Origin of the sequence: Pseudomonas flavocrustae, assembly GCF_029872515.1 — a bacterium.
Classification (GTDB): domain Bacteria; phylum Pseudomonadota; class Gammaproteobacteria; order Pseudomonadales; family Pseudomonadaceae; genus Chryseomonas; species Chryseomonas aestiva.
Window position 1 is genome coordinate 184,748 of record NZ_JAPDIQ010000002.1, and the last position, 12,750, is coordinate 197,497.

Below are 12,750 nucleotides of genomic sequence, written 5' to 3' on the forward strand. Positions count from 1 at the left end.
GGTCGTTACCTTCAGGCCGCGGCGCGGCGCAGATGCTGGCGCCAGAACCGGCGGCTGGCGCGGCTCAGGCGGTCGAGACAGAGGAACACCACCGGGGTGGTGAAGAGGGTCAGCACCTGGCTCAGGGCCAGGCCGCCAGCGATGGCCAGCCCCAGGGGCTGGCGCAGGGCATCGTCGCCGCCGCTGCCCAGCGCCAGCGGCAGGGCGCCGAAGAAGGCCGCCAGGGTGGTCATCAGGATCGGCCGGAATCTCAGCCGGCAGGCCTCGCGGATGGCGGCCTCGGGCGAGAGGCCGCGGTCGCGCTCGGCGACCAGGGCGAAGTCCACCAGCAAGATGGCGTTCTTTTTGACGATGCCGATCAGCAGCAGGATGCCGATCAGGGCGATGAGGGTCAGCTGGGTGCCGGTGGCCAGCAGCAGCAACAGCGCACCGACCCCGGCCGAGGGCAGGGTGGAGAGAATGGTCAGCGGATGGATGTAGCTCTCGTAGAGCATGCCCAGCACCAGGTAGATGGCCGCCAGGGCCGCGGCCACCAGCCAGGGGATCTGCGCGACCAGGGTGGCGAAGGCCTGGGCGGTGCCCTGGAAGCCGGACTGGATCTCCCGCGGCAGGCCGACCTTGACCAGCGCCGCCTGGATCGCCGCCTGGGCCTGCTCCAGAGATACCCCGTCGGCCAGGTTGAAGGCCAGGGTGCTGGTCGCCATCTGGCCCTGGTGCGCCACCGCCAGGGGGGCATTGCCGCCGGCGAAGCGGGCGAAGGCGGCCAGCGGGACCTGGACGCCGCTGCCGGTCACCACGTACAGCTGCTTGAGCACCTCCGGGTCCTGGGTGTAGGCCGGCGCCAGCCCCAGCACCACGTGGTACTGGTTGAGGGTGCGATAGAGGGTGGCCACCTGGCGCTGGCTGAAGGCGTTGTCCAGCAGGGTGTCGAGGTCCTTGACGCTCACCCCCAGGCGACTCGCCGCGGCGCGGTCGATCTCCAGGCGCACCTCTTGGCCGCCGTTCTGCGCATCGGAATCCACCCCGGTGAGTTCCGGCAGGGTCTTGAAGGCGGCTTCCACCCTGGGTGTCCAGCGGCGCAGTTCGTCGAGGTCGTCGGCCTGCAGGCTGAATTGATAGGTGGCGTTGGCGCTGCGCCCGCCGACCCGCAGATCCTGGGCCGGCATGAGGAACAGCTGGATGCCGGCATGGCGGCTGCCAAGCTGGCTGAGGCGATTGGCGATCCGCTGGGCGCTGTCCTGGCGCTCGTTGTAGTCCTTGAGGCGGATGAAGAATTGCGCCGAGTTGCGCGAGCCGAACATGCCGCCGCCCGTGGAGGCCATCACCGCCGCCACGTCGGGATCGTCACGCAAGCGGGCGGCGATCTCCTTCACATGGGGCGCCAGGGCCTGGTAGGAGATGCTCTGGTCGGCACGAATGGCGCCGAGCACCACCCCGGTATCCTGGTCCGGAAAGAAGCCCTTGGGCACCACCACATAGAGGTAGACGTTGAGCCCCACGGTCAGCGCCAGGCTCGCCAGGGTCAGCAGCGGGTGCCGCAGCACCCAGTCCAGGCCGCGCAGATAGCCGCCTTGCAGGCGCGCCAGGCCGTGCTCGATCCACCGATAAAGCGCCGGCACCGTTGCTTCGGGTGAGCGCTCGCGCAGTACCCGCGCGCAGAGCATGGGGGTGAGGGTCAGCGACAGCAGCATGGAGATGACCAGAGCCACGCTGAGTGTCACGGCGAATTCGCGGAACAGCCGGCCGACGATGCCACCCATGAGCAGCAGCGGGATGAACACGGCGATCAGCGACAGCGTCATGGACAGCACGGTGAAGGCCACCTCGCGGCTGCCGATCAGTGCCGCGCGCAGCGGACCGCGACCCAGCTCGCGGTGGCGGGTGACGTTCTCCAGCACCACGATGGCGTCGTCCACCACGAAACCGGTGGCGATGATCAGCGCCATCAGCGACAGGTTGTCCAGGCTGTAGTCCAGCAGGTACATGACCGCGCAGGTGCCGATCAGCGACAGCGGCAGGGCCACGGCGGGTACCAGGGTGGCCCGCAGGTCGCGCAGGAAGACGAACACCACCGCGATCACCAGCAGCATCGCCACCAGCAGGGTCTCCTCGGTGGAGTGCAGCGAGGCGCGGATGCTGGCGGAGCGGTCGATCACCGGCACCAGGTCCACGTCACCCGGCACCAGGGCCTGCAGGACCGGCAGCTGGGCCTTGATGGCGTCCAGGGTCTGCAGCATGTTGGCGCCGGCCTGGCGGGTGACGCCCAGGGTCACCGAGGGCTGGCCGTTCAGCGAGCCGCTGACGTAGACGTCCTCGACCGTGGCGTAGACCCGCGCCACGTCGCTCAGCCGCAGCGCGGCGCCTTGCTGGTAGCCGACGATCAGCTGCGCATAGTCCGCCGCCTGCTCCAGCTGGCCGTTGCTTTCGATGGACCAGGTCTGGCCCTCGGCATGCAGCACGCCCTTGGCGCCATGGGTGGTGGCGTTGGCGATGGCCGCGCGCACGCTGTCCAGGGCGATGCCGGCATGGGCCAGTTGCTGGGGCTGCAGGTCGATGCGGATCGCCGGCAGCGAACTGCCGCGGATCGATACCTGGCCGACGCCCTGCACCTGGGCGATCTTCTGCTGCAGGATGCTCGACGCCAGGTCATAGAGTTCGCCCGGGCTGCGCGTCTTGGAGGTCAGCGCCAGCATCAGGATCGGCGATTCCGTGGGATTGGCCTTGCGATAGGTGGGCAGGCTGGGCATGCCGCTGGGCAGCAGGCTGCGTGCCGCATTGATGCCGGCCTGGACGTCGCGGGCGGCGCCGTCGATGTTGCGCGACAGGTCGAATTGCAGGATCAGAGTGGTGGCGCCCTGGCTGCTGCTGGAGGTCAGCTCGGTGACTCCGGCGATCTGGCCGAGGCTGCGCTCCAGCGGCGTGGCGACGGTGGCGGCCATGGTCTCGGGGCTGGCGCCCGGCAGGCTGGCGGTGACCACGATGGTGGGGAAGTCCACCTTGGGCAGCGGCGCCACCGGCAAGCGGGCGTAGCCGAGCAGGCCGAGCAACAGCACCGCCAGACTCAGCAACAGGGTGGCGACCGGCTTGAGCACGAACAGGCGGATGGGATTCATCGTCCGCCGCTCCGCTGCCAGCGCCGCCCCAGCCGCTCGCCGAGGCTATCGAAGACCAGGTAGATCACCGGCGTGGTGTAGAGCGTCAGCACCTGGCTGACCAGCAGCCCGCCGACGATCACCAGCCCCAGCGGCCGGCGCAGTTCGGCGCCGGAACCACTGGCGAACATCAGCGGCAGAGCGCCGAGCAGGGCGGCCAGGGTGGTCATCAGGATGGGTCTCAGGCGCAACAGGCAGGCGCGGTGAATGGCCTCCCGCGGCGCCAGGTGCAGCTGCTGGCGTCCCTCCAGGGCGAAGTCCACCATCATGATGGCGTTCTTCTTGACGATGCCGATCAGCAGCACCACGCCGATCAGGGCGATCAGGGAGAACTCGGTGCCGGTCAGCAGCAGGAGCAGCAGGGCGCCGATGGCCGCCGAGGGCAGGGTGGAAAGGATGGTCACCGGGTGGATGAAGCTCTCGTAGAGCACCCCCAGCACGATGTACATCACCACCACCGCGGCCAGGATCAGCCACAGGGTATTGCCCGCCGCCTGCTGGAAGGCCTGGGCCGCGCCCTGGTACCTCAGGGTGACGCTACTCGGTGCCTGGGCCTCGGCCATGCTCTGGGCGATGGCCTGCTGCGCCTGCTCCAGGGAATAGCCGTCAGCCAGGTTGAAGGACAGCGTCACCGCCGGGAATTGCCCCAGGCGCGTCAGGGACAGGGGGCCCGGGCGCTGCTCGATGCGGGCGATGTCGGTGAGGCGTACCAGGCCCTTGGGGGTGCTGGTGGTCGTTGTCGTACTGCTGCTGGTGCCACTGGCCGTGGCGGTGGTCGCCGGCGCCAGGTAGATGTCGCCGAAGGCCGCCGGGGTCTGCCGGAAGGCACCGGGCACCTGCAGCACCACCCGGTACTGGTTGGCCTGGGTGAAGATGGTGGAGATCAGCCGTTGGCCGAAGGCGTTGTAGAGCGCGGTGTCCACATCGGCCGCGGTGATGCCGAAACGGGCGGCGGCGGCGCGGTCCAGCTCCACCTGGGCGGTGAGGCCCTGGTCTTCCAGGTCGTCGAGCACGTCGCGCAATTCCGGCCGGGCCTGTAGACGCGGCATCAGCCGCGGCAGCAGGGCGGCCAGCCGGGTGCCGTCGGCATCGTCCAGGGTGAACTGGTACTGGCTGGGCGTGAGCTGGTCGTCCACCGTCAGCTCCTGGTTGGCTACCAGGTCCAGGCGAATACCGGCGACGCCCGCGGCGCCCTGCTTGAGGCGCTGGATGATGGCCGGCGCCCGCTCGCTGCGCTCGTCGAAGGGCTTGAGCTGGATCTGCAGGCGGCCCTGGTTGAGGGTGGCGTTGCTGCCGTCGACGCCGAGGGTCGAGGTGACCGTCGCCACCGCCGGATCGGCCAGCACCTGCTCGACCAGCGCCTGCTGGCGGCGGGCCATGGCGTCGAAGGAGACATCCTGGGAGGCGCGGGTGAAACCGACGATCAGCCCGGTGTCTTCGCCGGGAAAGAAGCCCTTGGGCACCAGCAGATAGAGCAGGGCGGTCAGCGCCACGGTGGCCACGGCCACCAGCAGGGTCAGCCGCTGATGGTCCAGCACCACGCTCAGGGTGCGGTCGTAACCCGCTACCAGGCGTTCGAATTGCCGCTCGCCCCAGCGCGCGAAGCGGCTCTGGCGCTCCGGCGGCACGTGCTGCAGCAGCCGGCCGCAGAGCATCGGCGTGAGCGTCAGGGAGACGAACATGGAGACCAGGATGGCCACCGCCAGGGTGATGGCGAATTCGCGGAACAGCCGACCCACCACGTCGCCCATGAACAGCAGCGGGATCAGCACGGCGATCAGCGAGAAGGTCAGGGAAATGATGGTGAAGCCGATCTCCCGCGAACCGCGCAGCGCCGCCTGCAGCGGCGGCTCGCCCTCTTCCAGGTGGCGGGCGATGTTTTCCACCACCACGATGGCGTCGTCGATGACGAAGCCGGTGGCGATGGTCAGGGCCATCAGCGTCAGGTTGTTCAGCGAGAAGCCCGCGAGATACATGATCCCGAAGGTGCCCACCAGCGACAGCGGCACCGCCAGGCTGGGAATCAGGGTCGCGGTGAGGTTGCGCAGGAAGAGGAAGGTCACCATCACCACCAGGGCGATGGACAGCAGCAACTCGAACTGCACGTCGGCAAGCGAGGCGCGGATGGTCTGGGTGCGATCGGCCAGCACCGTTAGCTGGACATTGTCGGGCAGGGCGGCCCGGAGCTTGGGCAACTGTTTCTGGATGGCGTCGACCACGCCGATGACGTTCGCCCCCGGTTGGCGCTGGATGTTGATGACGATGGCCGGCCGGCCGTTGGCGGTGGCCTGCAGATAGGCGTTTTCCGGTGCCTCTGCGACCGTGGCCACGTCCTCGAGGTGCAGGGCGGCGCCCTGCGCATAGCTGAGCACCAGCTCGCCGTACTCGGCGGCGCTGCGCAACTGGTCGTTGGCGTCGATGGTAATGGAGTGGTCGGGGCCGTCGAAGCCGCCCTTGGAGCCGTTGACGTTGGCGGCATTGACCACCGTGTAGACGTCTTCCAGGGTCAGGCCGTGGGCGGCCAGGGCCTTGGGGTCGACATCGATGCGCACCGCCGGCTGCTGGCCGCCGGCCAGGCTCACCAGGCCAACCCCGGAGATCTGCGACAGCTTCAGCGCCAGGCGGTTGCTGACCAGGTCCTGCACCCGGGTCAGCGGCAGGCTGTCGGAGGTGGCGGCCAGGGTCAGCACCGGGGCGTCGGCGGGATTGACCTTCTTGTAGGTGGGCGGATTGGGCAGGTCGTCCGGTAGATAGCTGTTGGCGGCGTTGATCGCGGCCTGCACCTCCTGCTCGGCGACGTCCAGCGACAGGCTGAGATCGAATTTCAGGGTAATGACCGAAGCGCCGGCCGAGCTGGTGGAGTACTGCTGCGCCAGGCCGGCCATCTGTCCCAGCTGGCGTTCCAGCGGCGCCGTCACTGCGGTGGCCAGCACCTTGGCGCTGGCGCCGGGGTAGAGGGTGGTCACCTGGATGATGGGATAGTCCACCTCCGGCAGCGCCGAGATGGGCAGCAGGCGATAGCCGAGCAGGCCGGCGAACAGCACCGCCACCATCAGCAGCACCGTGGCCACCGGTCGCTGGATGAACAGCCGTGACGGATTCATCGGCGGGCATCCGCCGCCGGCGCGCCTTCCACGCGGACCTGGGCGCCGTCGCGCAGGTGGTCGATGCCGCGAATGACCACCCGCTCATCGCCCGCGAGTCCCTGGGTGATGGCCAGCCGCTCGCCCAGTGCCGGCCCGGCGGTCACGCTGCGTCTTTGCACCCTGTCATCGGCGCCCACCACATAGACGAAGCTGCCGTCGCTGCTCAGCTGCACCGCGGCGGCGGGGACCACCACGGCGTTCTTCAGGGTGTCGGTCTGCAGGCGCACGTTGACGAACTGGTTGGGGTAGAGCTTCTCTTCCGGGTTGGCGAACACTGCCTTGAGCTTGAGGCTGCCGGTGCTGGTGTCGATCTCGTTGCTGATGAACTTCAACGCGCCATCGGCCAGCGTCGTACCGTCCAGCTGGCCGAGCGCGGTGACCGGCAGCGCCTGGCCCTGGCGGACCTTGGGCAGCAGGCTGGCAAGCGTCGCCTGGGGCAGGCTGAAGGTCACGGCGATGGGATCGGTCTGGGTGATGCTGACGAGGCCGGTGGTGTCGCCGGCCGCGAGGTAGTTGCCCGGGTCCACCAGGCGCAGGCCGACATAGCCTTCCAGCGGCGCCATGATGCGGGCGTACTGCAGATTCAACTGGGCGGCGGCGATCTGCGCCTGGTCCGCCTGCACCGCGCCCTGGTACTGGCCCACAGTGGCGACCTGGGTGTCCAGCTCCTGTTTGGCCAGGGAATCCTTGGCCACCAGCCGGCGATAGCGTTCCAGGGTCAGCTGGGCACTCTTGAGTTGCGCCTGGTTCTGCGCCAGGTCACCGCGATACTGATCCAGGGTGGCCTGGTAGGGCCGCGGATCGATCTGCGCCAGGAGCTGGCCCTTCTTCACCCGCTGACCTTCGGTGAAGAACACCTGCTCCAGCTGACCGGCCACCCGGGTGGTCACCGTGACGCTGGCGTTGGCCACCACGGTGCCCAGGGCGGTGAGGGTGACCGGCACATCCGCATGCCCGGCCTGGCCCACTGCCACGGTGATCGCCTGGCCCTGTCCCGCGGCCGCGCCCCAGGCCCGGCCACCCTGGCTGCCATGCGCAGCGCTGCCGGCATTGGTCGAACGCCCGTGCAGCACCAGCCCCAGCGCCACGGCGGCACCGACCAAGACAACGACGACGAGAATGCGGGATTTCCTGCTCATGCCTGCCAGACCTGACTGAGATGGAAGTCAGGCTGCTGGGCAAATGTGCAGGAAATATGGAAAGGCGCTCAGCGCCTGCTAATGGGGTAGTCCAGACGCTCGCGCAGGAGTTGGCGAGCGCTTTGGGTCCGGTTCGGTATCTAGAGCTGGCCAGGGGCCGCGCAGGGCTATGGCGGCTTCAGCTCCGGTCACTCGCGATCAGGTTCCGCGCCAGTGGCAAATAGGTTGCGGCCGAGCACTGCAGTAGCGTGGAAAACGGCGCAGCCTTTTCCACTGGGCCTGGTGGCGAGAGGGCTTTTCGAGCAGGCGCTCATCTGCATCACCCTGGCAAAAAATCGGGATCAACTGTCGCCCCTTTCGTAGCAGCAACTGTCTTTATCGCGGCCATGGCAGTCCGCCGATGCGGCCGCTCCTACGGAAACATCAAGCCTCTGTAGGAGCGGCCCATGGCCGCGATCAGCGAACCCAACGGCTCCGCTGACGTCTACCCCGCGTCAATCCAGGTCGGCCGCCGAATGCCGCTCGGCCAGTTGCTCGCCCGGCTCGCCCCAGGTGCGATTGACCCGCCGACCGCGCTGCACCGCCGGCCGTGCGGCGATGGCCTGGGCCCAGCGCTGCACGTGGGTATAGTCCTGCACCGCGAGGAATTCCGCGGCGTTGTACAACTGGCCCAGCACCAGGTTGCCGTACCAGCTCCAGATGGCGATGTCGGCGATGCCGTAGTCCTCGCCGGCCACGTAGCTGCGCTCGGCCAGCAGGCGGTCGAGCACATCGAGTTGGCGCTTGGCTTCCATGGCGTAGCGGTTGATGGGGTATTCGAGCTTTTCCGGCGCATAGGCGTAGAAATGCCCGAAGCCGCCGCCGAGGAAGGGCGCCGAGCCCATCTGCCAGAACAGCCAGTTCAGCGTCTCGGTGCGACCGGCGTGATCCTTCGGGATGAAGGCGCCAAAGCTGTCGGCGAGATAGAGCAGGATGGCGCCGGACTCGAAGACGCGCAGCGGCTCGGCGCCGCGCCGATCCACCAGGGCCGGGATCTTGGAATTCGGATTGATCTCGACGAAGCCGCTGGAAAATTGCTCGCCCTCGCTGATGCGGATCAGCCAGGCATCGTATTCGGCGTCGCCATGTCCGGCCGCCAGCAGCTCTTCCAGCAGGATGGTCACCTTCATGCCGTTGGGCGTGCCCAGCGAATACAGCTGGAAGGGATGCTCGCCGACCGGCAGCTCCTTGTCGTGGGTCGGTCCGGCGATGGGGCGGTTGATGCTGGCGAAGTTACCGCCGGAGGTGGTGGGGGTCCAGACGCATGGGGGCGTGTAGGGGTCGCTCATGGTGGCTCTGTCCTCGGTCGGCACGGATGGGTAGTTCGATCATAACCGAACTTTGCGGCAGGTCTGTTCAGTGGCTCTCACGCTGGCAACAAACCGGATCAAGGAAAGCCGCTCAGGCGTTCTGTTCGGTCAGGCGCTGTACCGTCAGGGTGCGGTACTGGCGCGGGGTCATGCCCTTGAGCTGGTGGAAGCGTCGATTGAAGTTCGAGATGTTGTTGAAGCCGGCCTCGAAGCAGATGTCGGTGACCGGCATGCTGCTGTGGGAGAGCATCTCGCAGGCCTTGCTGATACGCAGGCTGTTGACGAATTCGACGAAGGTGCGCCCGGTGGCCTGGCGGAAGAAACGCGAGAAATAGGTGGGCGTCATGCCCAGGTGCTCGGCCACTTCTTCCTGGGTGAAATCACGCTGGTAGTGATCGAAGATGAAATTCAGCGCCCGGTTGGTGCGATCCACGGCCTGCTCGCTGGCCGTGGCCGGCTCGACGCTGCCCGACAGCAGCTGATAGCGCTCCGAGGTGGCCAGTGCCTCCATCAGCACCAGGAAATGACCGAGTCGGGTGGCGCCGCCGCTCTCCGAAATCTGTTGCAGCAACGCCTCGGCGCGGGCGATCAGCTGCGGATCCTGGAATTCGATGCCGTAGCGGGCGCGCTCCAGCAGCGGCGCCAGGCCGCTGAGTTCGGGAAACACCGCGGTGGCGTTGTCCACCGTCTCGTTGGTGAAGTTGACCAGCATGTCGCGCTTGGCCACCACCTCGCCCTCGGCGACGCGGCTGATCCAGTTGTGCGGCAGATGCGGACCGGTAAGGAAAAGGCTGCCCGGATAGAAGTTGCCGATGTAGTCGCCGATGAAGGCGGTCCCCGAACTGGCCACGATCAGGTGCAGCTCGTATTCCTTGTGGAAATGCCAGCGCACCAGCGGGCAGGGAAAGCCATGCTCCCGATAGATCACCGAGTGACCGCTCAGGTCCTCCATCAATTCGTAGGAGGGATTGCGCTTGCGCAAGGACTGACTCATCGACCGCCCCGTCGTTCTTGTTGGCCTTGATCCTGGCCCTGTTAGACGTCCTGCGCAACCTAGGCTTTGTCCGAAAAATGCCTGCGCATCGATGATGCCGCGTTAAAAATCAGCTCGGAATGCTCATTTACCACTCGTAAACTCCGCTTCCTCGCCGATTTTTGCCTTGCCTCATCTTCGCTCGGCGACTTTTCAGACAAGCCTCAGGGTTCAGCCTGTGCGCAGGATCACCGCTGCGCGCAGCTTGCCGCGGCCGAAGCGACTCATCTTGTCGAACTCGGCGTGGGACACCGGGATGTGCTGGCAGTCCAGTTCGCGGCGGTGCTGGCTGTGGTCGACATCGGGATCGTGCAGGTAGACGAAGTCCTCGTCGCAGTCGGTGACCAGCACCCAGTGCGGTCCCTTGGCCTTGGTCAGCCGGAAGGAGCTGATCAGCACCAGCGGGAAGGCGCCCTGGTTGACCCAGTGGGCGATGTCCAGGCGCGTCCGGTAGAGGCGCTCGATGGGCGATTGCTTGATCTCGGCGCTGAAGTCCTCGTGCACCAGGCGCATGACCTCCTTCTTTTCTTCGCTGCGCACGCCGTCGAGGAACAGCGGGCCCCGGGTATTGACCTGCAGTGTGACCCTGAAGCCCCGGCGCAGCGCGGCCAGGGCCAGGCCATGAGGGCCGCAGCCGCCGTGCCCGGCGGTCATGTAGATGGTGGTGGCCTCGCGCCACAGCCGCAATTCCTCGCGGCGCTCCAGCGGGCGACCGGGCTGCAGGGCGCCCATGGCCATCAGCAGGCTGGCCGGACCGCAGGTGAAATCGGTGGTCTGGCGATAGAAGGGCACCGGGCGCGCCTGGCCTTCGCGCGGCTGGCGGATGCGCTTCTCGAAGCGCAGGGCCTGGCTGTGGTCCTCGTAGTAGTCCTCCACCGTGGCGAAGGGCAGATAGCCGTTGCGCTCGTAGAGGGCGATGGCGGCGGCGTTGTCCGGCCGGACTTCCAGACGCAGGTAGGCGCAATCGCGCTCCACCGCCTCGGCTTCGGCAGCCTCCAGCAGCCGCTGGCCCAGGCGATGGCCGCGCGCCGCGGGATCGACGGCGATGGAATAGAGCCGCGCCAGCGAGGTGTTCTGGTGGAACAGCACCAGGGCGTAGCCCGCCACCTGGCGGTCATTTTCCGCCAGGATCAGCACGGCGTTCGCCCGGGTGAGCATGTAGTGGAAATTGCGCCGGGAAAGGCGGTCATAGCTGAAGCAGCGCGCTTCCAGATCGACCAGCGCCGCCAGATCGTCCAGCCCGGCGGGCCTGAGTGTGAAACTCATCGCGAAGGATTCTCCTGGAGCAGAGCGGGCAGCCTGGCATGGTTAAGCAACGGTTAATAGCACCCGCGTTACAACAGTTGGAGTGGTCCGGCGGCATCCGGGTTTCCGCCGCGACCACGCCCCGCAACCAGGAGGTCCAGTGAGCAAGCTGTATATCGTCGTGGAACGCAAGGAAGACTGGTCGTCCTACTATCCCAGCGAAGACGTCATCACCGCCCAGGAATACCTGGAACAATCCAACGAACAGGACAATGGCAAACGCGTGCAGGTGATCAATCTCTGCCGCAGCCAGAAGTACCTCGGCCACGGCTACTACTGCTCGCTGCTCGCCGAAGCCCGGGGGCACAAGGTCATCCCCTCGGTGCGCACCATCAGCGAACTGGCGCGCAAGTCGCTCTATGGCCTGGCGCTGGAGGACCTGGACAAGCTGCTGACCAAGGCGCTGGCCGGTCATCCCTATGGCAGCGCCGACGGCTTCACCCTCACGCTCTATTTCGGCAACACCGACATCGCGCCCCTGCAGGATCTGGCGCGCCAGGTGTTCGAGGCCTTTCCCTGTCCACTGCTGCTGGTGGAATTCCGCCGCGATCGCGCCGGCTGGCACATCGGCGGCCTCAAGCTGGGCAGCATCCACAAGTTGCACGAACAGCAGGAAGATCAATTCGCCAACGCCCTCGACGGCTTTAGTCGCCGCGTCTGGCTCAAGCCGGGGCGGCGCGAAAAATACCGTTTCGACCTGGCCATCCTGCACGACCCCAAGGAAGCCTTTCCGCCGTCAGATGCCAAGGCGCTGAAGAATTTCGTGCGCGTCGGCAAGCACCTGGGGCTGGACGTGGAGCTGATCGAAAAGAAGGATTACGCACGGCTGGGTGAATTCGACGCCCTGTTCATCCGCGAGACCACCGCCATCGACCACCACACCTATCGCTTCGCCAAGAAGGCCGAAAGCGAGGGCCTGGTGGTGATGGACGATCCACGTTCCATCCTGAGATGCACCAACAAGGTCTATCTGGCCGACCTGCTGCGCGCCCACAAGCTGGACATGCCGGCGACCGAGATCCTCTACAAGGACAATCCCGGTCAACTCGAAGACCTCGGCGAGCGCCTGGGCTTTCCGCTGGTGCTGAAGATCCCCGACGGCTCCTTTTCCCGCGGCGTCATCAAGGTCGAGGACGCGGCGCAGCTGCGCAAGGCCAGCGCCGAACTGTTCGAACGCTCGGTGCTGCTGCTGGCCCAGGAGTTCTTTTACACCGAATACGACTGGCGCATCGGCGTGCTGAACCAGGAGCCGATCTTCGCCTGCCAGTACTTCATGTCCAAGGGGCACTGGCAGATCTACGACCACAGCGCCAGCGCCACCGAGGTCAGTGGCGATTTCCGTACCCTGGCAGTGCAGGACGCGCCCCATGCGGTGGTCGAGCTGGCGGTACGCACCGCCAACCTGATCGGCGATGGTCTCTATGGCGTGGATCTCAAGCAGGCGGGCGACAAGCTGGCGGTGATCGAGGTCAACGACAATCCCAACATCGATTGCGGGGTCGAGGACCTGGTGCTCAAGGACGATCTCTACGCCTTGGTGCTGGAGGAATTCATCCGGCGGCTGGAGTCGCAACGCGGCGGACAGCCTTGGTAACGCGCCAGGGTCGCGGAGCGGGTGAGGGCAGG

General features: G+C 66.8%; 7 protein-coding genes. 1 reads left to right on the plus strand and 6 read right to left on the minus strand.

Annotated features, from left to right (window positions below; genetic code table 11):
• Positions 1 to 11: 11 nt before the first annotated feature.
• The 6 genes from OMP44_RS05540 to OMP44_RS05565 form a co-directional block, all read right to left on the minus strand.
• The gene (locus OMP44_RS05540; RefSeq protein WP_280306914.1) at positions 12 to 3,113 is read right to left on the minus strand and encodes an efflux RND transporter permease subunit; all 3,102 of its coding nucleotides are present in this window, start codon (positions 3,111 to 3,113) and stop codon (positions 12 to 14) included.
• Positions 3,110 to 6,256 carry a multidrug efflux RND transporter permease subunit gene (locus OMP44_RS05545; protein WP_280306916.1) on the minus strand — a complete coding sequence of 1,049 codons (3,147 nt, stop codon included), beginning with the start codon at positions 6,254 to 6,256 and terminating at the stop codon, positions 3,110 to 3,112. The genes OMP44_RS05540 and OMP44_RS05545 overlap by 4 nt, the downstream gene beginning before the upstream one ends.
• Positions 6,253 to 7,437, minus strand: a complete 1,185-nt coding sequence (locus OMP44_RS05550; RefSeq protein WP_187978862.1) for an efflux RND transporter periplasmic adaptor subunit — start codon at positions 7,435 to 7,437, stop codon at positions 6,253 to 6,255. The genes OMP44_RS05545 and OMP44_RS05550 overlap by 4 nt, the downstream gene beginning before the upstream one ends.
• 494 nt (positions 7,438 to 7,931) lie before the next feature.
• Positions 7,932 to 8,765 (minus strand): glutathione-dependent disulfide-bond oxidoreductase, encoded by an 834-nt coding sequence (gene yghU, locus OMP44_RS05555; RefSeq protein ID WP_280306917.1) that lies wholly within the window; start codon positions 8,763 to 8,765, stop codon positions 7,932 to 7,934.
• A 112-nt stretch (positions 8,766 to 8,877) separates the two neighbouring features.
• The gene (locus OMP44_RS05560) at positions 8,878 to 9,780 is read right to left on the minus strand and encodes an AraC family transcriptional regulator (RefSeq protein ID WP_027596884.1); all 903 of its coding nucleotides are present in this window, start codon (positions 9,778 to 9,780) and stop codon (positions 8,878 to 8,880) included.
• A 210-nt stretch (positions 9,781 to 9,990) separates the two neighbouring features.
• Positions 9,991 to 11,085 carry a GNAT family N-acetyltransferase/peptidase C39 family protein gene (locus tag OMP44_RS05565; RefSeq protein WP_263259060.1) on the minus strand — a complete coding sequence of 365 codons (1,095 nt, stop codon included), beginning with the start codon at positions 11,083 to 11,085 and terminating at the stop codon, positions 9,991 to 9,993.
• A 139-nt stretch (positions 11,086 to 11,224) separates the two neighbouring features.
• On the opposite strand from OMP44_RS05565, the gene OMP44_RS05570 reads away from it, so the two are divergent.
• Entirely contained in the window at positions 11,225 to 12,718 is a 1,494-nt protein-coding gene (locus tag OMP44_RS05570) for a RimK family ATP-grasp domain-containing protein (protein WP_263259061.1), read from the plus strand.
• Positions 12,719 to 12,750 lie beyond the last annotated feature (32 nt).